The following is a 23,958-nucleotide window of genomic DNA, read 5'->3' as shown; positions in this document are numbered from 1 at the left end:
GTCGACACGCCGTGCGACCATCCACTCCTGATGGAGACCCCCACCGCATGGCGGCCGCCGCTGTTCTGGCGTGCCGCACAGGCCCTCGCCCTCGCCGCCGTCGCCCTGCTCGCCCGGCTCGAGGTCACCGGCGACGTACCGCGGTGTCTGCGCCGTGGTCCGCTGATCCTGGCCGCCAACCACATCAGCCCGTTCGACCCGATCGTGCTCGCCGCGGCCTGCCGCACCCGGGACGTCGCACCACGGATCATGGCCACCGGCGGGCTGTTCCGCGCTCCCGTGATCGGCCCGCTCATGCGTCACGCCGGCCACCTGCGCGTCGACCGGGGCACCGCCGCCGCGCACCGGGCCCTCGACGAGGCCAGCGTGGCCGTCGCCGCCGGATCGGTCGTACTGGTCTACCCCGAGGGGCGGATCGGACTCGACCCCGGTATGTGGCCCGAACGCGGCAAGACCGGCGCCGCCCGGCTCGCCCTCGCCAGCGGCGCCCCGATCGTGCCGGTCGCCCACTGGGGCTCCCACGAGGTACTCCCCTACCGGGCGCCGAAGGGAATGCTGCGCGGCATCACTCGCGCGCTGCTGCGCCGCCCGGTGATCCGGGTCCGTTTCGGTGACCCCCTCGACCTGCGTGACCTGTCCCCCGGTGCGCCCGGCGTCGCCCGGCTCGGCACCGACCGGATCATCGACGCGATCACCGACACCCTCGTGCCGCTGCGCCCGCACGAACCGGACCGGCCCCGGCACGTGGACCCGGGCCGCCCGGTCGACACCAGCCGCGCCCACCGCCGACGCCCACCGGGCTGAGTCCCGGCGGGCGTCGGCGGCCATGGTCAGCCGGCGTCCAGGATCGGTACGAGGTGCTCCTCCTCGTACGCCAGGTGTGCCTCCACCTGGCCGGTGAGGCGCTCCACCTCGGCGCGCAGTACCTGCCGGTCCACCGCCGGGGTGGCCAGGACGCTGCGCAGCTCGTCCAGCAGCGCGGCCATCGCCCGGTGCTCGGCGTCGAGACGGGCCAGCACCGGGGCGAGATCCGGGCGGCGGGTTGCCAGCCAGGGGAATATGCCGGCGTCCTCGCGCTGGTGGTGCCCGCGCAGCCCTTCGCACAGGGTCAGGCAGGTCACCCGTAGCTGCGCGCCGACCGTCGGCCCGGCCGTGGCCACCTCCTGCCGGATCAGCGCCAGTTCCCGCCGGAACGCGTCGTGCACCGCCGTCAGCGCGGCGCCGGGCGGGCCGGGCGGCGGCGTGGGCGGGCCCGGCACGGGTGACAGCGCCACCACCGGCAGGGTTCGGCCGGACTGACGCTCGTACTCGGCCCAGCCCGGGTCGGCCTCCGCAGCGCGGGCGAAGGCGCGGTCTCGGTCGTCGCCGGTGAGCACCTCGGCCCGGGCCGGGTAGGTGAAGACCCCGTCCTCGACGGTGACCAACGGGTGGGCCAGCAGGTTGCGGAACCACTGCGGGTTCTCCGGGGAGCCGCCGGCGGAGGCGATCACCAGCACCCGCTGCCCGCCGTCGGGCAGGTAGCCCAGCGGGGTGGTGTGTGGGGCGCGGGTGCGCGTTCCGGTGGTGGTGAGCAGCAACAGGCGTGCTCCCTCGAACCAGCCCCCGACTCGGCCGGCGTTGGCGCGGAACTCCTCGATGACAGCGTGATTGACGTCGTTCGGCATGCGCGTGGGTACTCCCGGGAAGGCGTGGGCGCCGCGCGGCGGCGCGGTGGGTGGAGGAAGGCACGAAGACGCGGCCGACGACGTGCGTCGGCGACGGGAAGAGTGAGACGCCCGCAACGAGCGGTCAGCGGCGGTGGTCGGCGGGCCGCGGGCCCACCCGTGGCTCACGTGCCAGCCGGGTGCCCTGTCCGCTGATGGCCTCTGATGGCCGACCCGGCAGTCACGGCGTCGACCCTAGGTCCCGGTTGGCGCCCCGGTCAATCGCCGTGCCGTCCGTCGTCGGTCACCTCGGTGCGCGCCCCGCCGGCTTCACCGGGCACCGCCAGGCAGGTTCGGCCCCGGTTGCCCCGCAACGGTGGCCGGGCCTGCTTTCGGGGCTGACCGATCAGGATGCCGTGGCCGTCAGCCTGGCGTCGAGGGCGTCGAGGTCGGGGACGAACCAGACGTGGTCGGCGCGGTTGGACTCGTGGACCAGGGCGCGCAGGGCGGCGCTGGTGGCCAGGTGTCGGGAGATGTCACCGACGACCGCCGCAGACCAGGACCCGCACCCCCGGCCCGGTCCTGCAGCACGTCAGGCGTTCTCGTCCTCCCCGGTCAGCAGGCCGGCGCCGTCGGCGAGCACGGCGTCGAGCAGGTGCAGGACCTCGGCGGTGGCGGCCGCGTCGCCCATCAGCACGAACTTCATCCGGTGCCGCTGCTCGTCGTGGACGGTCTGGGCGCGCAGCGGGCGCGCGGCCGGTCGGGGGTTGTTCAGGCTGGCCAGCACGAGGGTGGCCAGCCGGTCGGCGGTGCTCCGGTCGACCCCGTCGACCGTGACGATGCTGGCCACCTCCAGGGCCGGGGCGGCGTTTCGGGCGGCGGGGGTCGCACGGCCGAGCAGGGTATCGAGGTCGGCGCGGGCGATGCGGTACTGCTTGCCGATCCGTGTCGCCTTCAGCCGGCCGGACCGGATGTAGCCGCGAACGGTCCGAACGTGCAGACCGAGGCGTTCCGCGACCTGCTCCACCGAATACATGTCGTCACTCATCAGGCTGTCATTGAAGCATTATAAGGAGTGATAGGGAAATTTGTGTGGCGGGCGGCGCGACGGCAATGGTCGTCAGCCGGTCACCTGCCGGCCACGACAGGCGGGCATACTGCCTCGCGTGCTGACCCGGTCCGGCTACCTCGACTCCCCCACGCCGCTGGCCTTCGCCCACCGCGGCGGCGCCGCCGACGGTGACGAGAACACCGCCGAAGCGTTCGCCCGGGCGGTCGGCCTCGGCTACCGGTACGTGGAGACCGACGTGCACGCCACCGCCGACGGGGTGGCGGTGGCGTTCCACGACGCCACCCTGCAACGTCTCACCGGGCGGCGGGGACGCCTCGCCGACCTGCGTTGGGCGGACCTGACCTCGGTACGCGTGGGCGGCGCGGCGGTCGTACCCCGGCTCGACGAGATCCTGGCGGCCTGGCCGCGGGTCCGGTTCAACATCGACGTCAAGGCCGACGGCGGCGTGGCGCCGACGGTGGCGACCGTGACCCGGGCGGGCGCGGCCGACCGGGTGCTGCTGGCCTCGTTCAGCGACGCCCGGCTGGCCCGGCTGCGGGCCCTGACCGCAGGCCGGATCGCCACCAGCCTCGGGATGCGCGGGGTGGCGCGGCTGCGGATGGCGTCCCTGCACGGGCGACGGATACGGCTGCCCGAGTCGGTCGTCGCCGCGCAGGTCCCGCCCCGCTACGGCCGGGTGCCGGTGGTCGACCGCCGGTTCCTCGCCTACTGCCACCGGCTCGGCCTGCACGTGCACGTCTGGACGATCGACGACCCCGCCCGGATGCACGACTTACTTGATCTCGGAGTGGATGGCATCATGACCGATCACGTCGGCGTGCTGCGCGACGTCTACCGCAGCCGCGGCCACTGGGCTGCCTGAACCCGGCGGAGGATCCGATGGCCGAGACCGTTGCCCCTAGGGTGCAGAACCCGCCACCGGGCAGCACCCGCCGCGAACGCACCGGTTGGTACTTCTACGACTGGGCGATGTCGGCGTTCTCCACCACGGTCATCACCGTCTTCCTCGGCCCCTTCCTGACCACCGTCACCGAACTCGCCGCCGGCTGCGAGCTCGGCGCCGACACCTGCGCCGGGCACGTCTACCCGTTGGGCATCAAAGTGGCGGCCGGGTCGTACTTCCCGTACCTGGTGTCGCTGTCGGTGTTCCTCACCGTGTTCGTGCTGCCGGTCGTCGGCGCCATCGCCGACCGGTCGGCGCACAAGAAGCCGCTGCTGGCCGTCGCCGCGTTCACCGGCGCCGGCGCGACCACCGCGATGCTGTTCGTCACCGGCGAGCGCTACCTGCTCGGCGGGGCACTGTTCGTCGTCGCCAACGTCGCCTTCGGCGCCGGGGTGGTCGTCTACAACTCGTTCCTGCCGCAGCTCGGCGGCCCGGACGACCGCGACGGCATATCCAGCCGCGGCTGGGCGTTGGGCTACCTCGGCGGTGGTCTGCTGCTGGCGCTGAACCTGGTCGCCGTGCAGAGCCTGGACAACGGGCAGCCGGCACGTACCCTCGACCTGGCGCGATGGTCGATCGTGTCGGCCGGAGTGTGGTGGGCGGTGTTCACCCTGGTACCGCTGCGCTGGCTGCGGGAACAGCCCACCACCACCGCCGCGCTGGCCGGCGGCAACCCGCTCACCGACGGGTTCCGCCAGCTCGGCCGCACCGTGCGCCAGATGAAGGCGTACCCGTTGACGCTGTTCTTCCTGCTGGCGTTCCTGGTCTACAACGACGGCATCCAGACCGTCATCGCCCTGGCCAGCCAGTACGGCACCAAGGAACTGCGGCTGGAGCAGAGCACCCTGATCGTCACCATCCTGCTGGTGCAGTTCCTCGCCTTCGGTGGCGCGCTGCTGCTCGGCGCCCTGGCCCAGCGGATCGGCGCGTGGAAGACGGTGCTGCTGTCCCTGGCGCTGTGGACCGGTGTGATCATCGCCGCGTTCCGGCTGCCCGCCGAGGCGCCGCTGCAGTTCATGCTCCTCGGCGCCGCGATCGGCCTGGTCCTCGGTGGCAGCCAGGCGCTGAGCCGGTCCCTGTTCAGCCAGCTCATTCCCGCCGGCAAGGAGGGCGAGTACTACGGCTTCTACGAGATCAGCGACAAGGGAACCAGCTGGCTCGGACCGCTCGCCTTCGGCCTGGTGTTCCAGCTCACCGCCTCCTACCGGGTGGGCCTGGTCTCCCTGCTGATCTTCTTCGTGGTCGGGTTCGCGCTGCTGGCCGCCGTACCGATGCGGCGAGCCATCATCGCCGCCGGCAACACCCCACCCCGGGTGCTCTAGCGACACACCGCTGCGGCCTGATCGGCCGGGTCGATCCGCTAGGCTGCCCCGACGTGACCGACGACGCCGCTGCCACCCCGACCTGCCTGGCCCGCCCGCTCCCGGGCCCGGACGAGGGCCTCACCGGATGCGCCGCCGCCCGGGGCGTCGACGGACGACCGCTGCACGCCGCCGCCCTGAAGTTCTTCTGGGGGCCGATGGACTGCGGCAAGTCCACGATGGCCCTGCAGATGAACTACAACCACGCTCGGCAGGGCCGTCGCGGCCTGGTCACCACCCGCATCGACCGGTCGCTGGGCCCACAGGTCACCAGCCGCATCGGTCTGGCCCACTCCGCCGTCGAGGTCACCGACTCCCTCGACCTGCGCGCCCTGGTCCGCGACACCTGGGCCGAAGGGGTACGGGTCGACTACCTGATCTGCGACGAGGCGTCGTTCTACAACGTCGCGCACGTCGAACAGATGGCCGAGCTGGTCGACAGCTTCGACGTCGACGTGTACGCCTTCGGCCTGGCCACCGACTTCCGCTCCTGCCTGTTCCCCGCCGCGCAGCGGCTGTTCGAGCTGGCCGACGAGGTGGCGCGCATCCAGGTCGAGGTGCTGTGCTGGTGCGGCCGGGAAGGGCTGCTCAACGCCCGGGTCGTCGGCGGGCGGGTGGCCCGCGAGGGCGAGCAGGTCGTCATCGGCGACACCGTGCACACCGCCGAGGTGCGCTACCAGGTGCTGTGCCGGCGCCACTACCGCTCCGGCGACCTCGGCCCGCGCGCCTAGAACGGATCCCCGCACACCCGCCAGCCGCCGTCCTCCTTCACCACCGACACGGTCCGCTGCTCACCGGCCCCACCCTCGCGGGTCAACCGGACGGCCACCTCGCCGACCGGGCGGCCGGCCTTCGTCCGCACCGACACGCGCTGAACCTCGTAGCCGGTGACCACCGGCGGGGTACGCACCCAGCCGGTGAAGCCGACCTCGCTCCACCGCTCGCGGGCCCGCGCGCAGAGCCGGTCGTAGGCCCGCTCGACCTCACCGGCGGACAACTCTCGCAGGAACCCGTCAACGGTCTGCCGGACCGGGCCGCTGGCCCCCGTGACCACCTGTACGTTCCACGCGCCCAATCCGGCCACCCCGACCAGGCACAGGATGATCGCGAAGCCACCGAGCAGCAGAGAGGTCCGCACCGGCCGGCGTGGCCGGGCCGGTCGGGTCCATCCCTGCTCGCCGCCCATCACCTGCGACCGTATGCGCCCGTTGTGCCCTCCCGCAGGCACATCGCTGCTGTCGCGCCGCCCACGCGATCGTCTACCGTCGGCGAACACCCGGAGAAGGAGCGACGGATGAGCCGCTACGTGCAGCCGGCACCGGTCCCCGGCGACGACCCGTACGCCGACGACCCGCTGCTGCGATCCTGGCTGCAGCGGCACCTCGGCCCGGCCGGGCACGCCGCCGCGCGTCACCGCCTGGCCGACCTGTCCACCGACGTGACCGGCCCGCTGCGCGCCGCGCACGCCGACGCCGAGGCGCACCCGCCCACCCTGGTCCGCTACGGCCCGTGGGGCGCGCGGGTCGACCGGATCGACACCTCCGCCGGGTGGCGCACCCAGCGCGCCGCTGCCGCCCGGCACGCCGTCGTCGCCCTGCCCTATCTGGAGTCCGCGCGGGGCACGTGGGGGGCGGCGACCCGGGTCGTGCAGCACGCCCTGCTGCACCTGTACGCCCCGGAGTCGGCGACGTTCTCCTGCCCGGTGGCGATGGCCGACGGCGCGGCGGCCCTGCTCAGCCTGCCGGAGGTCGACGCGGGCGTCCGCGACGCCTGGCTGCCCCGGCTGACCTCCACCGACCCGGCCACGGCGGTGGTGTCCGGGCAGTGGATGACCGAGTCGCAGGGCGGCTCCGACCTGTCCCGTTCCACCACCACCGGCCGGCCCGCCGCCGACGGGTCGTGGCGGCTGACCGGGCAGAAGTGGTTCTGCTCGGCCGCCGACGCGCCGGTGGCCGTGGCACTGGCGCGTCCTGAGGGCGCCGGCCGGGGCAGCCGGGTGCTCGCGCCGTTCCTGGTCCCCCGCTACGCCGCCGACTCACCCCTGGCGGGGGCCACCGTGGCGGCGGACGCCCCCGCCCCGGGGGTCACCGTGCACCGGCTCAAGGACAAGCTGGGCACCAGGGCCCTGCCCACCGCCGAGATCGGGCTGCACGACGCGTACGCGGTGCCGCTGGGCGACCCTGCGGCGCCCGGCCTGGCCCGGGCGATGACCCTGGTGGTGGTGACCCGGGTGCACAACGCCAACGCCGCGGCCAGCGGCATGCGACGCGGCCTGGCCTGGGCTCGGGCGTACGCGCGGGTCCGGCACGTGGCCGGTGGAGCGTTGGCGGACAACCCGCTGCACCGAGCCACCCTGGGTGCCCTCGCCGTCGACGCGGCCGGCGCGTTCGTGCTCGCCGGTCACGCGTTCGCGTTGCTCGGCCGGGTGGAGGTCGGGGCCGACCCGACCGCCGCCGCCGAACTGCGGGTGGTCGCGCCGCTGGCCAAACTCGCCACCGGCCGGCTCACCGTGGCCTCCGCCAGCGAGTACGTGGAGGCATTCGGCGGCGCCGGGTACGTCGAGGACACCGGCGTGCCCCGGCTGCTGCGCGACGCGCAGGTGCTGCCGATCTGGGAGGGCACCACCAACGTGCTCGCGGTGGACGTGCTGCGCGCGGTGACCCGCGAGGACGCCGGCAGTCCACTGCTGCGCCGGCTCGCCGAGGCCATCGACCTGGCCCGCCCGCTGTCACCGGCGTTGGCCGACAGCCTCGCCACGGTCACCCGGGAGCTGCGCGACGGGCTCGCCGAGGCCAGCGCCGACCCGCAGGCCGTCGCGGTGGTCGCCGGGGCGCGGGGGTTGGCGCTGCGGATGGCGTACGCGCTGGCGGCGGCGCTGCTGGTGGAGCAGGCCGCGTGGGGCGACGGGCGGGCCGAGGTGGCCGCCCGGCTGTGGGCGCGGCGGTGGCTGCGGCACGAGGACATCGCCACCGAGGCGCACGAGCACCTCGACACGCTCTGCTGACAGGTTTCCCCGCAGTTGGGACCTGAACTGGTAGCTGTGCGCGCATTTCGAGTCAAGTCTCATAAGGAGCTTCAGAGAGAAAATTGAAGCATGACCGCTGATGAGATGATCCGCTACATCCACGCCACCTTCGCCGGGGTCGACGCGCCCGAGGCCCACGGCGACACCTTCTTCATCTACGACCCGCAGCGGGACCTGCCCGACGTGCGGCGGATGCCGTTCGCCACGATCGTCACCGGCGACCACGAGTACGACAACTTCTCGGCCCTGGACCGACCGGGCGCGTGGCGGCTCAGCGTCGGCCTGACCCGGGACCGGTACGCACAGTTGTTTCCCACCGTCCCGGTCGACGTGGACCACCACGCGGTGGACACCCTGCTGCCGCACCCGGTGTACGCGCCGCAGCACTGGGTGTGCGTGGTCGCCCCCGGCGAGAACACCGCAGACCTGGTCCGGGAGCTGCTCGTCGAGGCGTACGCGTTCGCCGTCCGCAAGTACGACAACCACCGCCGCCGGAAACCCTGAACCTGGCAGGAGGTGTCAGGTACGCCGGTAGCGGTGCGAGGCACCACTACCGGCCCTGGCCCGCCACTCCGGGTCGAGGACGTAGGGAACCGAAGGTGGTTGGTGAGCCCAGGTCGGGCCGGGGCCGCCGACCATGCCGGCGGTGATCCGAGAATCCTCCCGGTCGGGCGTCGAATGCCCAGCGGACGGACATAGGGTCGGCGGGGCTGCTGGTGACAGAGGGTCGCGAAAGGCCGTTCGGCCGTCTCGAGTGTTGAACGGCCTTCGTCGTGACTGCATAGATTGTCGGCGTGCGACGGCTTGGGATTCGACGGCACTCGATATGACCAAGAAGGGCGACGCGCCCGGCCGCGGCTCACCGCCGCAGCTCATCGAGACCTCTACATCCGGGCGCTCCGCGACATTCTGGATGGCGTGGCCCTTGAGGGCTAATGCTCGGAGAAGTCCCGTTAGGCCAGATTCTCACTGGTAAGGGCCGGACGTCGGCCCGCCGACGCCGAGTCGGCGCGGCGCCGGTTGGAGGCCGAGGCAGAGCACGGTCGAAGTTGCGTCCAGCAGGGTGGTGGCATTGACAATTGCGAGGCATTGACATCGATTGCACATCCCGGCAGGCTTTGCGAAACTGCCTGGGGCGAGGTGGTGAACCCGGTTGTTTCGAGGTTGTTCCGAGTAGCGTCGACCGATGTGTCCCCTCAGCGATGGTGGGGAATGCGTAGATCATTATAGCAGTACCTGGACGCCGATGTCCCTTTCGCCTGCCGGGCGTTCTCGCCTGTCCGGAAGCGGAGTTCTGCCGTTCGTGCGTCGCCGTCTCGACTCGTTTCTGAAGGCAGTGGGGGTGTCGCGGTCGTGGCTGCTGTGGTCCATCCAGAGTCAGATCTTGAGTCGGCCTGGTCGTCTTCTTTCGATGGATCGGAGATCTGATGCGCGTCGCCCTCCTCACCACGACTCAACATGGTCACCTGAACCCGTATGTTCCGGTGGTCAATGCGCTCCAAACTGCCGGCAGTGAGGTTGCGTTGCTGCTGTTGTCCGCGGACGGTGGCGCGCTCGACGAGCAGCGCCGCCAGGCCTTGGGCAAGGTGCAGGTCCACGCGATCGGGCAGGTCGAGATGGCGCCGTGGAGCGGCGACCCGGCGAAGATCGGCCCGATGCTCCAGTCGTCGCCGGTGGCAGACCAGACAGCTGACGCGCTCCGTGCGACGGCGCCGGACTTCGTGCTCGTCGATTCGCTGCCGGTCACGGCGTCGGCCATGGTCGGCGCACACGCCTCCGGCGTGCCGTTCGGGATGATCTGGGCCAACCTGGGTGGAGTATGCCCACGCGAGCATCGACGAGGTCGCTGGCCGTACGACGAGCAGGTCGGCGACTATCTGACCAAACACGGGGTGTTGTGGTCGAGCCGGACTCATTCGGCGCGTTCGCCGATTCTCAATGTGATGCCGACGATTCCGGCTCTCGTCGGGGACGACGCGGTCACCGACGACGGTGTGCAGCTGGTCGGGTTGCCGGGTGCGGCGGGGACCCGCGGCGACGAGGTCGCCTTCTCGGGCCTGGATCGGATCGACCCGGACCGCCCGGTGGTGTACGTCTCCTTCGGCACGATCTTCTACCGGCGGCCGGACCTGCTGCGCACGGTGATCACCGGGGCGGCGGCGACCGGTGCACAGGTGATCGCTGCGGTAGGAGATCTCGCCGAGGAGCTCGCGCTGCCCGACGAAGTGCTCACCGCCCCGTATCTGCCGCAACGTGAGGTGCTCGAGCGCGCCGACGCGTTCATCACCCATGGCGGGTACAACTCCGTGGCGGAGTCGATCCGGGCGGCGACACCGATGCTGGTGATCCCGCTGGCTGTGGATCAGCCTATCCAGGCGTACTTCGTGGGAAGCGCGGGCTTCGGGACGGCGTTGGAGCCGGCCGGCGTCACCGAGCAGGCGGTCGCTGACGCCGTCACCGATCTGCTCGATCCCGCCCGGGACTACCGGGCCCGGCTGCGCGCTGCGCAGCCGGAGTGCGGCGATTCTGCCGTCCGCACGGCCGAGCTGGTCATCAGCACGGTCGAGACGCTACAGCGAAAGGGGGAGCAGTGACGATCGAACTGCAGCGGCCGGTGGGTGACCCGATCGTGGTCGATGATCCTGAGCGCCTCTCGTTCCGGGTGGATCGCCGCGCCTACACCGACGACGACCTGGCCGCACGGGAGATGACCAGGATCTTCGATCGCTGCTGGTTGTACGTCGGGCACGAATCGGAGGTGCCCGGGTGGGGCTCCTACGTGGCACGTGACGTCGGCGGGCGCCCGGTGGTCATGGCACGCGGGTCCGACGGGGTGATCCGGGTGTTCGCGAACAGCTGCACCCACCGCGGGGCTCTGATCTGCTCGCAGTCGGCCGGGCAGGCCAGATCGTTTCGGTGCCCGTATCACGACTGGACGTTCTCCACCCAGGGCGATCTCGTCGGGGTCCCGATCCCGGACGGGTACGGGCCAGGCTTTCGGAAGGCGGACTTCGGCCTGGCGCAGCACCGTAGTGACAGTTACCGCGGTTTCGTGTTCGTCACCTTCGATCCGGAGCAGCCGCGCACCTTGACCGAGTACCTGGCGGGTGCGGCGGAGTACCTCGATCTGATCGACGACCAGTCCGAGGTCGGGATGGAGGTGATCCAAGGTGCGCAGCTCCACGGGGCTCGGGCCAACTGGAAGCTCATGATGGAGAACAGCGTCGACATCTACCACTTCCGAGCCCTGCACAAGCGTTACGTCAGCTACATGGAGTCGCTGGGGTCGGCGCCACCACGACGACGAGGCGGCTTCGGCCGCGCCCTCGGACTGGGGCATGGAGCCAACGAGCTGCCACCGGCGGCAGCCCGACCGCTCGCCTACTGGACGCCGATGTTCGGCGCCGAGGTCCGGCCGCGGATCGAGGCGACGGCCGCACGGTTCGTCGACCGATTCGGCGCCGAACGCGCCGAACGGATCACCGGCACCAATCGTGCGCTGATGGTCTTCCCCAACTTGATGATCATCGACGCGATCGCGATCACGATACGCAAGATCGACCCGGTCGGCGCCGGCCACTTGGCCATCACCTCGGTCGCCCTGGCCCCCAAGGACGAGGATCCCGACATCCGTAAGCTCCGCAAGAGCCACTACCTGACGTTCCTCGGTCCCGCCGGCTTCGCCACTCCCGACGACATCGAGATCGTCGAGTCGTGCCAGCGGGGTTATCTCAACCGCACGGTCCGCTACTCGGATCTGTCACGCGGTATGAACAAGGAGATCCCGGAGACGACCGACGAACTTCCCGCCCGCGAGTTCTGGCGGCAGTGGGACCGGCTGATGCACGGCGACGACGGTCACCTCGAGGCCGCTCACCGGGCCGAGATGCAAGGGGCAGGACCACGATGACCACCGAGCTGACGGTCGACGAAGCGGCCCAGGTGCGGTTGTGGCACAGGGTGAGCCAGTTTCTTTTCCGTGAGGCGCGGCTGCTCGACGAGTGGCGCCTGCTCGAGTGGTACGACGAGATGCTGACCGACGACATCCGCTACTCGGTGCCGGCCACCGACGTCCGCGGCGAGACGGCCGACGCGCTCGGGCTCATCGACGACGATGCTGCCCGGCTACGCCAGCGGATCGAACAACTCCTCAACGGTGAGGTGTGGTGCGAGAACCCTCGGTCGCGGACGAATCGGATGATCAGCAACGTGGAGATCCTGACCGATCTGGGCACGCACCTCGAGGTGGCGGCGAATGTCATCGTGTACCGGTTCGGGCACGGGCGCTCTGACGCCTACGTCGGAAAATGCCGGTTCGAGCTCGTCGTCGAGGGTGAGTCGTTCCGGGTCCGGAGACGGGTCGTGGTGCTCGACCACGAGACGTTGTACGAGCACGGGAAACTCAGCATCATCCTGTGACCGGACAGTGACGGCGGCCGGCCCTGGCAGCGTCGCACCCGTTGCCGCCGCCCCGCCGAGTCTCCCTCGCGAGGTCTGCGTCCTCAGTGTCGTTGGCGGCTGCGTCATGTCGACGCCGTGGTCGGACCGGTCGTCGTTGGGCTCGTCGCCGAGCGGGTGGGTGTTCCGGCCGCCTTCGGCAGCGGCGCCGCGCTGCTGGTCGTCGCCTTCGTGGCGTCGTGGACGTTGACACCTGTTCGGCCAACACGAAGGAGTTGATCGATGAATCAGCCGTCTGCCCGACATGAGCGGGGTGAGGCCATGTTCCAGCAGGTCTTCGGCCGCGCACCGCGCCCGGGTTCCTACCCGGAGTTCCTGCAGATCACTGTCGACCACTTGTTCGGTGAGATCTGGACCCGCCCGCACCTGAGTGTCGAGGAGCGCGAACTGGTCGCGCTGACCGCGGTCACGCTGGCGCGGACCGATTGGGAGTTGCGCGGCCACATCGGTGCCGCCCTGCACCTCGGGATGCCGCGAGAGAAGATCGTCGAAGTCATCATTCAGCTCGCCTACTACGGCGGCTGGCCGGTCGCCAACAACGGGCTGCGCGTCGCCCAGGAGGTCTTCGCCGAGCTGGACGGCGCCACCGGAGGGGAGGCGGACCATGACCAGTGAACCGTCTCCCCTCGACCCTGCCGAGAAGGTCGACCTGTGGCGCCAGCGGTTCTTCGAGGCCCAGGCGGCCGCAGAGGAGTTCATCCTGGGAGAGCACGGCGAAGAAGGTCTGGCGGCGTGGATCCAGGCAAACTCTCGCATCACCGCGGAGCTGCTGCAGGCGCAACGGCCCGCCGGGGTATCCGCCTCCGATCACTTCATGACCCGGCTGCAGCGTCAGCTGTTGCTGTACGACTCGGCAGTGACCAGTGAGCCCCAGCCCTCGGGCACCGTCCTGCGCAACGCCGACTGTGGGATCCTCCGGTACCGCAAACAGGCCGCTCTCGCCGGCGTCGTGCTGACCTTCTCGTCACCGTGCCCGTACTGCCAGGCACTCAACACCGCCATCGCCGACCGCTACGTGGAACCGGACGTCACGGTGTCGTGCGAACAGGCGGGCGACGGGTGCACCTGGCGCGCGGAATCTCCGCACGCTCCAGGAGAGGACGCGGCCGGGTCACCGCACCGCGGACGAGCCGGTGATTGAACCAGTGGCAGTGCCGTGCGGCCGTTGGCCGGCGACCGGCTGCCGTCGAGCGTCATGCCGAGTTGCCGGCCAACGGCCACACACAGGTCGAGCGCCGCGGTGCGGGTCAGGTCCTGATGATCGTTCTGGGTGAAGCACGCCGACGCCACGTTCTTGTTCCGTAGGCGCAGGTACCACGGGAACAACGATCCCAGTGCAGGCTCGGTCAGCATCGTGCGCGAATGCACGATCGTCCCCACCAGCAGGTTGCCGAACGGGCGTTGCCCGGCGTTCATGAAGCTCTTCAAGCGTTCCTGGAAGATCTTCAGCACCGCGGGTACGTTTCCCGCGTACACCGGCATGGCGAGCAGCATCGCCTGCGCACCCTCGGCCAGATCGACGACATGCTCGAAGTCGTCGTCGAGCGTGCACCGGCCGACCTCGGGATCAAGGCAGGTGTCCTCGCCTTCGCACATCGCGATGCGATGGTCGATCAACCGAATCCGCTGGATCTCCGCGTCACTGACCTCCCGGACGACGCCGGTAATCGCCGCGTCGAGCAGCGCGTCGGTCAGCGATGGGAGACGCTTCTGCGTGCAGGACAACGCAACGATCTTCATCCGAGGGCCTCCCCTGTCCGCTCAGCGCCACCCAGGAACGGTCACCTGACGAAGCCCCCGTGGCCGCGCACTGGGCCGCCTCAACCTACCCACAACTGAGCCGAGGCGGTATCGAAGAATCACGAGCAGCCGCCCTCGCCGCCGTCGGGTTCGTGACGCCTCACTCTGTCGCTCGTGCCAGGTGTCGGTGCAGGAGTCGATCATCCCGGCGCCGCTGGTGCCCGGCCGCCTCAGCCGCGACGGCGGGCGCGGGCCGCCCAGATGACGTACGCCGGGTCGCGGTCGAGGTTGTGCCGGTCCCGGTCGTACCGCCGGGTGGTGCGCGGGTCGGCGTGGCCCATCGCGTCCTGCACGTCCTCCAGCGGCACACCCTCGGCGCGGGCGGTGGTGGCGAAGGCGTGCCGCAGTGAGTGCGGCGACAACCTCGCCGCCGCCGGGATCCTCGCCGCCATGGCCAGCCGGCGGACCAGCCGGAACACCGAGTGCCGGTCCAGTCGCGCACCGGTCGCGGTGACCAGCAGCGGCCCGGTGAGCCGCTCGACCGGCACTGCCGCGGCGGCGGCCCGGGCAGCCAGGTACGCGTCCAGGGCGTACGCGGTGCCCGGGGTGAGCGCCCGGCGGCGTGGCTTGCCGCCCTTGCCGACGAACCGCACGCTGCGGTGCCCCCGCTCGGCCCCGAGGTCGGCCAGGTCGAGTGAGACCAGTTCCCCGACCCGCAGCCCCAGGTCGGCCAGCAGGGCGATCGCGGCCCGGTTGCGGGCGGCGGTCGGGCCGGTGTCCGCATCGGCGGCGGCCAGCAGGGCGTCCACCTCCTCCGGGGTCAGCCCCACCGTGGCCGAGTGGTCCCGGTCGACACGGGGCCGGTCCGCGCCGGAGACCGGGTTCGCCTCGACCGCCCGCAGCCTGACCAGGAACTCGTACCAGCTGGACAGGGCGGACAGCTTGCGGGCGACGGTCGCCGGGGTCAGCGGGCGGCCGCTCCGCGCGCCCACGGTGGACTCCAACTGCCGAGCGTAGGCGTTGACGTCGAGGAAGTTGGCTGCCAGCGGGTCCAGCTCCCGCCCGTCGCACCAGGCCAGCCAACCGGCGATGTCCCGCCGGTAGGCGTCGCGGGTGTGCTCCGACAGCCGCCGGTTGCGCAGCCACGCCTCGGTGAAGTCGACCGGGGCGCTCGGCAGCGCCGGCCGGCTCGCGGTGGCGGGCAGGACAAGGTCGGAACGCATGTGAAAAAGGTTCCCAGGTGCGGTGGTGTTTCACCACGAGGCGCGCCCAGGGAGGCGTGAGCCGGCCGGCAGCCCGACCCCACCGTCGGCTGGGCGCGCCTGAGTTCTCGCCCGGCCTGGAATCAGCGGGGCCGGCGTCCGCCAGCCGGTCCCGGTCATCCTCGCCGAGCCGGCAGTGCGCGGCGAGGATGACCCGGTGGACATACGGTGTCGATGTGCCACCAGCGCTGGCCGCAGCAGCTGCGGGTCAGCATCGACACCTGCACCGACGTACGGTCGGTGTCGGTCAGGTGACCGGTGTCGTGGTGGCGGTCACGCCGTGAGCTGCTTGTGGCCGTTGCTGTTGCCACCCGCGGTGATGGTGACCCGGCGCGGCTTGGCCCGCTCCGCGATCGGGATGCGCAGTGTCAGCACCCCGTTGTCGTAGCCGGCTTCCAGGCGGTCGGTGTCGAGGGTGTCGCCGAGGAAGAGTTGCCGGGTGAAGGTGCCCATCGGGCGTTCGGCGGCGACCAGTTCCACCTTCTCGTTGGTGGGGCGGCGACGTTCGGCGCGCACGGTCAGCACGTTGCGCTCCACCGTGCAGTCGATGCTGTCCGGGTCGACGCCGGGCAGGTCGAACGCGGCGTAGAAGTGGTCGCCGTCGCGGTAGGCGTCCATGTGCATCATGGCCGGTCGGCTGGTGGTGCCGAAGAACTGCTCGGCGATCCGGTCGATCTCACGGAAGGGGTCGGTACGCATCAACATTGGTCGTGCCTCCTCGGTTCCTCGGGCCGAAGGTTTTCGGGTTGAGCCTGGGGGACTCAACTTCCTCCTCATGTGTAGCGCGCGTAGCGGCCGCCGTCAACCCGACGGGAGAAGCTTCTCGGCGCAGGCGCCTCCGTCGTCGCCTTCTGGCCCGCCCGTAGTTTCCAGACCAAAAACAACGCTAAGCAGTTGATCTAGGCCGGTACCAGGGACGCCGGCCCCAGAGTGGCGGGTCGCGCGGGAGGCGCTTCGCCGCTTTTCATGATCCCGGTACGTGGGATGCGGGATCAGCGCCGGTGCCGGCGGTGGTGCTCGTCGTTTTCGGCGGTGATGCGGGCGGAGGTCTCCTCGCCGAGTCGGACGTATATGCCGAGGGTGGCCAGGTGCTGGTGGCGGGACTTGGCCTGGAGTTCGGCGGCGCTGCGGCCCTTGGCCGCGAGGTGCGTCAGCCCGGAGTGGCGCAGTTGATGCAGGGTGTACCCGGTGCCGTGGGGGTCGTGGAGCTGGGATGCCTGTTTGAACAGGTACTCGGCGCGCGGGTAGGACAGCCTGCCGCGGCCGGTGTCGGGGCAGATGTCGCGCAGGGCTGGTGCGCGGCGACCGGCGGCGGGTGCGCGCCGGTCGGCGAGGAACACCGGGCCGGCGGTGCGGCCGGCCAGTAGCCGGGGCAGCAGGCGGGCGGTGGGGGTCTCCCAGTGGACGTAGGCGCGGTCGCCGCCTTTCTCGGTGACCAGGGCGCGGCGGAACTCCATGTCGAGGTCGGGCACGTCGAGGCCGAGGATCTCTTCGGCGCGGGCGCAGGTCTCGTAGAGCATCCGCCAGAGCACCCGCTCGCGCAGCGGGTTGCGGTCGTCGGTGAACAGCCGCTCCAGCCGCGTGCGGGGGATGGCCTTGTCTCGGATCCGGGTGACCTTGCGCCGCTCCAGACGGCGGCCGGGGTCGGTGCTCAGCCAGTCCTGGCGGCGGCAGTAGGCGGCGAACGAGGTCAGCGCGGACAGATGCTTGTTCCAGGTGTTCGCGGCCCGCTCGTCCCAGCGGGCCATCGTCTGCTCGTAGAGCTCCGGGGTGAGAGCGGCGACCGGCAGTGGGTCGCCGGCGGTTTCGCGCAGTCGGCGCAGGGTCTCGATGTAGGTGGCGCGGGTGGCGGGGTCGTCGCGGAACCGGTCGAGGAACGCGTCGACGGCGACCACGAGCGCCACCGGGCGCCGGGCGGTCGGCAGCGGGATCACGGACACCTCGGCGGCCCCTTGCGGCGATGTGACACAGAATGTGGCCGAGTCACCCTTTGCGCCATGACGGTGTCCGGCAGGTGGCGGCGGGTGGATCGTCGACCCTATGACAGAGAATACGGGATTCTGTGTCACAGACGGCCTGCAGGAGCAGGCGACTTGCCTAGTGCGTCCGGTAGCGCTGTCGCGCCCAGGAAGAGGCGGTTGTGCCCGGAATTCGTCGAGGAGGATTTCGATGCCGATACCGCGAAAGCCTCTCGGGGGAATACCACTGTCGGCTTGTACAAGTGAACCATGGTAAGATGTGGTCGTGAACGCGTTCGACGTCCTCGGCGACCCGGTGCGTCGGCGGATCTTGGAGCTGCTCGCCGACGGTGAGCAGACCGCTGGCGCAATCACAGATGTGATCCGGGTCGAGTTCGCACTGTCGCAGCAGGCTGTCTCCCAGCATCTGCGGGTTCTCCGTGAGCACGGGTTCGCGTCGGTCCGGGCTGAGGGGGCTCGTCGGTTCTACGCCGTGGAGGCCGGGCCGTTGAGCGAGGTTGACTCGTGGCTGGACCGGTTCCGCAGGCTCTGGGACCAGCGACTAGACGCACTGGAGACCGAGCTCGCCCGCGGCAGGCGTATGACCCGGAAACCCGCCAACGACGAGCCTGGCGGGCCCAACGAAGAAGCGTAGGCACGAGGGGTTCCCTACCGAACGGAGCATGACGATGAAGGATGTTCTCGACGAGCTGTCCGCGGCCCGCCGGAAGATGGGCACGGCGACTTTGCCCGCCGGTGAGGCATACACGATGGAGCTGAGGCGTCGCTACAACGCGCACCTCGATGACGTGTGGGACGCCATCACCAACCCCGAGCGACTGAGTCGCTGGATGAAGCCGGTCACCGGCGACCTTCGCCTCGGCGGGACATTCGAGCTAGACGGCGGCGAGCATGGCGAGATCCTCCGGTGCGAGCCGCCGCGCTTGCTGCGGGTGTCCTGGATGTTCGGGCCCGGCGCGGACGAGTGGCCCGGCACAAGCGAGGTCGAGGTGCGACTGTCTCCCGGATCAGCCGGAGACACCGAGTTCGAACTGGTCCACGCTGCCGCCATCGGAGAACCTATGTTCCCCACCTACGGTCCCGGTGCCGGCGGTGTCGGCTGGGACCTGCATCTGCTAACCCTCGCCGGCTTCCTGGGCGACGGCGAGGTCCTTGACCACGAGGAGTTCAGGGCATCGCCCGCCGGCCGCGAGTTCAGCCGGCGTAGCGCCGCCGCCTGGGGCGAGGCCCACCTGGCCGGCGGCGGCGAACCGAGCCAAGTCGCGGCCGCGGTCGAGGCCACCACCGCGTTCTACCAGCCCGCCGGGGACGCGTGATGAAGTAACGCCACCGCGGAGGTGACCGCACCGTCGGCGCGCAGCAGTCGCCGCCGAGCATGCGCGTCGGCCGCAGGGCTGGTCAGTCGGCCACTATGACGCAGCGGCTGCTGCGGCGATGGCCGCACACTTGCGGCCCGGAAACTGCTGCCTAAGACGCTGAAGTTCGGTGAAACCGGCTTCTCTCAGGCGGGCGGAGAACTCGTCCACAGGCCAGCGGTATGCGGTGTGGACCTTGTGATCGAACGCGGCCACCCCGTCGTCGCTGTCGAAGAAGCCGATTACTAGCCTCCCGGAAGGGGTCAGCATCCGGCGGAACCGGGCTAGCACACCGTCCAGCTCCGGTGGCGGTATGTGAATGGTTGAATACCAGGAGAGGATGCCGGCCACCGAATGGGCGGGAAGGTCCAGGTCGGTCATCTCTCCGAGCTGGAACTCTGGCCCGGGAAAGTTGGTCTGGGCGTAGTCGATGAACTCGGGGACCAAGTCGACGCCGGTCACGTCGGCGCCGAGCGAATGCAGGTAGGCGCTCCAATGGCCGGGGCCGCAACCGAGATCGAGCACCGTGCCGTCCAGACCGACGAGGTGACCTCGGACGAGGGCCGCGTCGTCCGCGTGGGCCTGCCAGTCACCATCGAACAAGGCGATGTACTGCTCCGACATGTACGAGTAGGCGTCACGGATTGGTTGGTTTCTCACGGCGTCACTTTAAGAGTCAGTCCTCGATCCCACTCATCCCGCGAGCGTAGAACCGGCCCCTAACCCGCTCTGGGAGTAGCGAGACAGGCACTTACCGGGCAGTAGGCACTGCGGCGAGCGACCAGTCACCGTCCGGCAGCGGAGACGTCGCCGCCGATGCCGATCTCGTTGCCATCACCGTCGCGGAACACGTACTTCCCCCACCACCGTCACCGACGACGTCGTCGTCACCTCACCAGCCCGTGGTTAGCGTCGTGCCGAGGTGGCCTCGATCAGCCGTAGCGGCCGGTAGCCGTCGGTGTCGAGCTGAGCGAGCTCGCCGTCGATGTCGACCGAGTGGGTGCCGTAGAAGTGCACGTTCTCATGGTGGGTCGGCCAGATGTGTGCCAGGACCTCGTCGTCGACGTCGCGGCCGCCTCTGCGCAGGGCGGCCACGCCGAGACCGTGGTACTCCGTGGACCAGCAGACGATCGCATTGGTGGCCACGGTCAGGCACCACATCTGCTCGCTCTGCTGCTCGTGGTGCCGCCGTCGCAACGCGCCCTCGCCGGCGTACGCGAGGCAGCGGCGCAGGGCGTGCAGGTTCTCGCCCTTGTTCAGCTGCCGGGCGATGCGCCGCCGGTAGGTCTCGTCGGCCACGTATCGGGTGGCGTAGACCGTGCGGCGCAGCGCCCCGTACTCCTTGATCGCGCTGGTCAGCGCGTTCTGCTGCCGCTTCGAGGAGCACAACTTCCCGACCACCAGCGCCGCCGTGGCGTGCCCGCCCTGCACCGACGCGGCGACCCGCAGCAGGTCGTCCCACATGTCCGTGATCAGGTCCAGGTTCAGCCGCCGGGTCAGCAGCGCCCCGGCGCGCGGGTAGCGGTCCATAAAGTCAGCGCGGGGCCCGGTCCGGTACAGGGTGATCTTCCCGAGGTCGCGGATGCGCGGCGAGAGCTGTTTGCCGACCAGGTCGAACAGGGCGAAGTTCGCCAGGGTTGCGCCGTGGGTGTCGGTGGCGTGCTCGAACACGGGCAGGTCGGTCTCATTGCCGAGCAGTCCGTCGAGCACGTAGTGCGACTCCGGCGCGGTCGCGACGATGACCTTCGTGTCGAAGGTCGAGTGCTGGTCCGAGACGTGGGTGTACGTGGAGACGCCCTGGCCGCGGGCGAAGTACCGCGACAGGTGCCGGGCGGTGATGGATTTGCCCTTGACCGGGAACCGCTGCCCGTCCGAGGAGGACAGGGTGCCCGAGCCGAACGCCCGGGTCAGCGGCAGCAGATGGTGGTAGTTGACCACCGCGGCGTTGGCCGCCTCCAGGGTTTCGGGCCGGAAGTACCACTCGGCGGTCCAGGCGAGCACGTCGTACGGCACGCCGCAGGACTCGGCCATCGCGGACAGGCCCATGTTCGTGGCCTCCGCGATGATCACATACATCAAGTTGCGCTTGAGCTCGGCCGGCCGGGCGACCTTCCCGCCGGCATGCACCAGGTGATCGGTGAAACCGGTCCGCGCGTCGACCTCCACCAGCACCGACGCGATGGGCACCCGCGGCAGCATCGCGGCCAGCTCGGCGCGCAGCGCATCGGCCTCGGCGGGTACGTCCTCCGCGGTCAGCGGCGGGATGATCAGCTCGCCGTCGTCGGTGAGTCGTACCTCGCCCGGGTTGCCCTTCGCCAGCTGGGTCTCCAGATCGGCCAGGGCGGTGTGCAGCTCGTCGTGGGCCGCCGCGAGCGCGTCGGCGGCCTCGACCGGTTTGCCGACCAGGTGGCAGAACTCCACCTTCTGCGGCGCCCACGCCTGCGGGGTGAGCAGGAACGACGCCGGATCGGCGTACCGGCGCGACCCGGGCACAAACACATCACCGGAACGCAGCCCGTCACGCAGGCCCACCAGCACGGCCAGCTCCCAGTACCGGCGATACGCAGTAACGTCGCCGGCCTGCTCCGCGGCGACCAGGTAGCCGGCCCACTTCACCGGCACGAACCCGACCGGCGCGTCGGCCGGCACCTTGCGGGCACCGGCCGCGTACAGACCCGTCAGGATCCCCACGGCCTGCATCAGCTGCTCGGTGCCGGGCCCACCGTCGAACCCGACCGCGGCCAGCACGGCCGGGGCAAATTGGCGCAGGTACGACATCGACGCATCCAGCATGCTCAGCTGACCGTGATCGCGGCGCAGCCGCTCGCGGCGCTCAGCCCACGCGGCGCGCATCCGGTCCAGGCCGATGCTCATGCGCAACATGCCGCCGATCTGCTCGTCACCGATCCCGGTATCGAGCACGATGGTCAGGATCTCGTCCAGCAGCGCCTGCCGGTTCTCGCCGCCCTTGGCCCGCTCGGCCAAGGCCTCGGCGACCTTCTGCTTCGCCGCCGCCTCCCGGCCGCTGATCGCCTGGTCGAACAGCAGCAGCGTCTCGTCGAGCACATCGACGGCCGACTGCGACAGCAGCGTGAGCAGGATCGGATACCGGCGCTCCGGCTCCCGCCGCTGCAACGCCTGCCCCGTCAACCGCCGGCCGACCCCGGCCAGGAACCGGCGCCGCTCCACCGGCAGCATCGACAGGTCCACGGTGTGCGCGTCCAGGCGCCGCAGATAGGCCAGCTTCTCCAACTCCGCCTTCACCGCCGCCGGACTCGACGACGTCGGCCCCACACCCAGCCACGCCAGCGGCGTCCGGCCGAGATAGGCATCCGGGACCAGCAACAGATCCAGCTCAGCGCACCGCCGGTCAGAGAGCAGATGCCGCACCCGCGACCAGGTCTCCGTCCTCGCGTGAGCCCGAGCCGCGGCCACCCGCCGCAGCAACAGGATCACCCCGGGCCGGAGCACCCGCGACGACAGCAGGTACTCGCAGGCCAACCGGAACAGCAGCTTCGGCGAGTCATGCTCCATCGCCCTGGCGAACAGGAACTCGTCGAGGTCCTTCCACTCGGCGGTGTTCATCGACCGCCAGCCGGCGTAACCGGCCACCTCACGCAGATGATCCGTACGGGTCTGCTCCCGCTCGCCGTACCCGCGCAACTCACCCATCGCGATCCCGAGCCGCTGCGACAACCGGCCCACCACGGCATCCGGCGCCAACGCCACCTCATCGGGCACGAACCCCAGCCACGGCAGCGAGCACAGCTGGACCGCCACACCCAGCACGTTGCGGCCAGTGCGGAACTGGCGCACGAACGCCTCGTCCGCACCGGTCAACGTGAAGTACCGGATCAGCTCAGCCCGGTTGATCTCCGGGAAGCCCCGAAGCCGCGCCAGTTCCTCCGCCGAGAACACATCCTGAGTCGCCACGAACCCACCGCCTGAGCATCGACCGTCACCAAACGGACGGCACGCTAGGGCTCAGGACAGAGCTTGATCAACCCTCAGTTCTTACCGTTGTTTTTGGTCTGGAAACTACGGGCGGGCCCTTCTGTCCACGTGCGCGAGCCTGGTCCCGCACGTTCTGGCGCCGGCGACCGTCGTGACCACCGGCGCCAGGCGTCCCCGCGGGGACAGGGGCGCACCGTGCCGTGTTCAGCGGGAGCGGGTGGGCAGCAACGTGATCAGTGGCGCGGCCACGGCCAGGTGCGCGACACCCAGCGCGACCTTGGCGCCGATGCTGGCCTCGGCGGCGACAACGGGCAGGAGGGAGAGCAGGGTCAGCGCCACGGCGAGGACGATCCAGGTCGTGGCGGCGTGGCGACGGGCCAGGCGTTCCAGGGCGACCAGCCCGAGCCAGCCGACCAGCGCCGAGCCGAGAGAGAAGATCGCCACGGGCGCGAGGCCGACCACGAAGGCCGGCTGCCCCGGGTTCTCGACGGTGTAGTCGACCCCGGCGATCGCGCCGATCACCCAGACGAGCGCGGGGGCCAGGACGGCGGCGGCCACGCCGAGCGCGCGGCGGCGCAGTGACGGGGTCGCGGTGGAGGGGTGGGCGATCACGGTCATGCGTGCTCCTCGGTCGGGGGAAGACGCATACGACCGTATCAGATAGTCTTGTTCAGTACTATCTTCCTCCCAACTAACAGGCGGGCCGGCTCCCCGGGCCGCACCCGCCACCGGCGAGCCGGCCGGCGACCAGGCTGTTGATCGACCGCAGGAACACCTCGCGGTCAGCCTCCGGCAGCGCCGACAGCACATCCTGCTGGATCCTGGCGGCGATCTCCTGCGCCTGGCCGAGCACCCGCTCTCCCTCGGTGGTGACCTCGATCAGCCGGGCACGGCGGTCGGTCGGTGACGGGCGGCGACGCACCAGACCGGCAGCCTCCAACTGGTCGAGCGTGACGACCATGGTGGTCTTGTCGATGCCGCACAGGTCACCGATCTGGCGCTGGGTCAGCCCGCCCGGGCGCGCCTTGAGCAGCACACAGTGCGCCCGTGGGGAGATGCCCATCCGCGCCACGCCGGCGGCGTGCTCGGCCATGAGCGCGTTGCTGGCCCATGCGAGCAGGAACATCAGGTCGGGGCCGCCGCCCGGAGCGCACGAGGTCATGCTC

General features: G+C 70.6%; 23 protein-coding genes and 2 pseudogenes. 13 read left to right on the top strand and 12 right to left on the bottom strand.

What is annotated here, in order from left to right; all coding sequences use genetic code 11:
* Positions 1-30 precede the first annotated feature (30 nt).
* Complete coding sequence (locus E1193_RS06280; protein ID WP_132181134.1) at positions 31-804, top strand: lysophospholipid acyltransferase family protein; 774 nt, start codon at positions 31-33, stop codon at positions 802-804.
* A gap of 26 nt (positions 805-830) precedes the next feature.
* Here the strand turns inward: E1193_RS06280 and E1193_RS06275 are convergent, their stop codons facing one another.
* The 3 genes and pseudogenes from E1193_RS06275 to E1193_RS06265 all read right to left on the bottom strand — a co-directional run bounded on the left by E1193_RS06275 (position 831) and on the right by E1193_RS06265 (position 2,691).
* Entirely contained in the window at positions 831-1,664 is an 834-nt protein-coding gene (locus E1193_RS06275; RefSeq protein ID WP_132181132.1) for a nitroreductase/quinone reductase family protein, read from the bottom strand.
* A gap of 385 nt (positions 1,665-2,049) precedes the next feature.
* A pseudogene (locus tag E1193_RS32940) lies at positions 2,050-2,187 on the bottom strand (DUF4180 domain-containing protein); the annotation flags it as partial.
* A 48-nt stretch (positions 2,188-2,235) separates the two neighbouring features.
* Positions 2,236-2,691: a helix-turn-helix domain-containing protein gene (locus tag E1193_RS06265; protein ID WP_243707321.1), complete on the bottom strand. Its 456-nt coding sequence runs from the start codon at positions 2,689-2,691 to the stop codon at positions 2,236-2,238.
* A gap of 118 nt (positions 2,692-2,809) precedes the next feature.
* Between E1193_RS06265 and E1193_RS06260 the strand changes: the two genes are divergently transcribed.
* The 3 genes from E1193_RS06260 to E1193_RS06250 all read left to right on the top strand — a co-directional run bounded on the left by E1193_RS06260 (position 2,810) and on the right by E1193_RS06250 (position 5,750).
* Positions 2,810-3,577 (top strand): glycerophosphodiester phosphodiesterase, encoded by a 768-nt coding sequence (locus E1193_RS06260; protein WP_132181130.1) that lies wholly within the window; start codon positions 2,810-2,812, stop codon positions 3,575-3,577.
* Positions 3,578-3,594: 17 nt separating this feature from the next.
* On the top strand, positions 3,595-4,980 hold the full coding sequence (locus tag E1193_RS06255; RefSeq protein ID WP_132181128.1) for an MFS transporter: 1,386 nt from the start codon (positions 3,595-3,597) through the stop codon (positions 4,978-4,980).
* A gap of 161 nt (positions 4,981-5,141) precedes the next feature.
* Positions 5,142-5,750 carry a thymidine kinase gene (locus E1193_RS06250; protein WP_243707323.1) on the top strand — a complete coding sequence of 203 codons (609 nt, stop codon included), beginning with the start codon at positions 5,142-5,144 and terminating at the stop codon, positions 5,748-5,750.
* Here the strand turns inward: E1193_RS06250 and E1193_RS06245 are convergent.
* Positions 5,747-6,205 carry a hypothetical protein gene (locus E1193_RS06245; RefSeq protein ID WP_132181124.1) on the bottom strand — a complete coding sequence of 153 codons (459 nt, stop codon included), beginning with the start codon at positions 6,203-6,205 and terminating at the stop codon, positions 5,747-5,749. The two genes, E1193_RS06250 and E1193_RS06245, sit on opposite strands and share 4 nt — an antisense overlap.
* A gap of 108 nt (positions 6,206-6,313) precedes the next feature.
* Between E1193_RS06245 and E1193_RS06240 the strand changes: the two genes are divergently transcribed.
* The 7 genes from E1193_RS06240 to E1193_RS32425 all read left to right on the top strand — a co-directional run bounded on the left by E1193_RS06240 (position 6,314) and on the right by E1193_RS32425 (position 13,643).
* Positions 6,314-8,023, top strand: a complete 1,710-nt coding sequence (locus E1193_RS06240) for an acyl-CoA dehydrogenase family protein (RefSeq protein WP_132181122.1) — start codon at positions 6,314-6,316, stop codon at positions 8,021-8,023.
* Positions 8,024-8,113: 90 nt separating this feature from the next.
* Positions 8,114-8,548 (top strand): DUF6194 family protein, encoded by a 435-nt coding sequence (locus E1193_RS06235; RefSeq protein WP_132181120.1) that lies wholly within the window; start codon positions 8,114-8,116, stop codon positions 8,546-8,548.
* Positions 8,549-9,471: 923 nt separating this feature from the next.
* Positions 9,472-10,638 carry a glycosyltransferase gene (locus tag E1193_RS06230; RefSeq protein WP_132181118.1) on the top strand — a complete coding sequence of 389 codons (1,167 nt, stop codon included), beginning with the start codon at positions 9,472-9,474 and terminating at the stop codon, positions 10,636-10,638.
* On the top strand, positions 10,635-11,954 hold the full coding sequence (locus E1193_RS06225; protein WP_243707320.1) for an aromatic ring-hydroxylating dioxygenase subunit alpha: 1,320 nt from the start codon (positions 10,635-10,637) through the stop codon (positions 11,952-11,954). The genes E1193_RS06230 and E1193_RS06225 overlap by 4 nt, the downstream gene beginning before the upstream one ends.
* On the top strand, positions 11,951-12,463 hold the full coding sequence (locus E1193_RS06220) for an aromatic-ring-hydroxylating dioxygenase subunit beta (protein ID WP_132181114.1): 513 nt from the start codon (positions 11,951-11,953) through the stop codon (positions 12,461-12,463). Before E1193_RS06225 ends, E1193_RS06220 begins: the two co-directional genes overlap by 4 nt.
* A gap of 261 nt (positions 12,464-12,724) precedes the next feature.
* Positions 12,725-13,117, top strand: coding sequence for a carboxymuconolactone decarboxylase family protein (locus E1193_RS06215; RefSeq protein ID WP_132181112.1), 393 nt, complete (start codon positions 12,725-12,727; stop codon positions 13,115-13,117).
* Complete coding sequence (locus E1193_RS32425) at positions 13,107-13,643, top strand: hypothetical protein (protein WP_132181110.1); 537 nt, start codon at positions 13,107-13,109, stop codon at positions 13,641-13,643. Before E1193_RS06215 ends, E1193_RS32425 begins: the two co-directional genes overlap by 11 nt.
* A gap of 230 nt (positions 13,644-13,873) precedes the next feature.
* Here E1193_RS32425 and E1193_RS32935 read toward each other — a convergent pair.
* The 4 genes and pseudogenes from E1193_RS32935 to E1193_RS06190 form a co-directional block, all read right to left on the bottom strand.
* Positions 13,874-14,242: pseudogene (locus E1193_RS32935) on the bottom strand (NAD(P)H-dependent oxidoreductase); the annotation flags it as partial.
* A gap of 230 nt (positions 14,243-14,472) precedes the next feature.
* Positions 14,473-15,465, bottom strand: a complete 993-nt coding sequence (locus tag E1193_RS06200) for a tyrosine-type recombinase/integrase (RefSeq protein WP_132181106.1) — start codon at positions 15,463-15,465, stop codon at positions 14,473-14,475.
* Between the two features lie 312 nt (positions 15,466-15,777).
* Positions 15,778-16,209 (bottom strand): Hsp20/alpha crystallin family protein, encoded by a 432-nt coding sequence (locus tag E1193_RS06195; protein ID WP_132181104.1) that lies wholly within the window; start codon positions 16,207-16,209, stop codon positions 15,778-15,780.
* A 287-nt stretch (positions 16,210-16,496) separates the two neighbouring features.
* Positions 16,497-17,444: a site-specific integrase gene (locus E1193_RS06190; RefSeq protein WP_132181102.1), complete on the bottom strand. Its 948-nt coding sequence runs from the start codon at positions 17,442-17,444 to the stop codon at positions 16,497-16,499.
* Between the two features lie 304 nt (positions 17,445-17,748).
* Here E1193_RS06190 and E1193_RS06185 point away from each other — a divergent pair, with 304 nt between their 5' ends.
* Both E1193_RS06185 and E1193_RS06180 read left to right on the top strand, forming a co-directional pair.
* Positions 17,749-18,117 carry a metalloregulator ArsR/SmtB family transcription factor gene (locus E1193_RS06185; protein ID WP_132181100.1) on the top strand — a complete coding sequence of 123 codons (369 nt, stop codon included), beginning with the start codon at positions 17,749-17,751 and terminating at the stop codon, positions 18,115-18,117.
* Between the two features lie 28 nt (positions 18,118-18,145).
* Complete coding sequence (locus E1193_RS06180; RefSeq protein WP_132181098.1) at positions 18,146-18,799, top strand: SRPBCC family protein; 654 nt, start codon at positions 18,146-18,148, stop codon at positions 18,797-18,799.
* A 93-nt stretch (positions 18,800-18,892) separates the two neighbouring features.
* On the opposite strand, the gene E1193_RS06175 is transcribed toward E1193_RS06180, so the two are convergent.
* The 4 genes from E1193_RS06175 to E1193_RS06160 form a co-directional block, all read right to left on the bottom strand.
* Positions 18,893-19,462: a class I SAM-dependent methyltransferase gene (locus E1193_RS06175; protein WP_120730846.1), complete on the bottom strand. Its 570-nt coding sequence runs from the start codon at positions 19,460-19,462 to the stop codon at positions 18,893-18,895.
* 282 nt (positions 19,463-19,744) lie between these two features.
* Positions 19,745-22,771, bottom strand: a complete 3,027-nt coding sequence (locus E1193_RS06170) for a Tn3 family transposase (RefSeq protein WP_132181096.1) — start codon at positions 22,769-22,771, stop codon at positions 19,745-19,747.
* 225 nt (positions 22,772-22,996) lie between these two features.
* Complete coding sequence (locus E1193_RS06165) at positions 22,997-23,410, bottom strand: DUF6069 family protein (protein ID WP_132181094.1); 414 nt, start codon at positions 23,408-23,410, stop codon at positions 22,997-22,999.
* Positions 23,411-23,483: 73 nt separating this feature from the next.
* Positions 23,484-23,954, bottom strand: a complete 471-nt coding sequence (locus E1193_RS06160; protein ID WP_132181092.1) for a MarR family transcriptional regulator — start codon at positions 23,952-23,954, stop codon at positions 23,484-23,486.
* Between the last annotated feature and the right edge of the window lie 4 nt (positions 23,955-23,958).

Origin of the sequence: Micromonospora sp. KC606, from assembly GCF_004348675.1 — a bacterium.
In the GTDB taxonomy this organism is placed as follows: domain Bacteria; phylum Actinomycetota; class Actinomycetes; order Mycobacteriales; family Micromonosporaceae; genus Micromonospora.
Note: the sequence above shows the minus strand (reverse complement) of the source record. Positions and strands in the feature narration are given on the sequence as shown.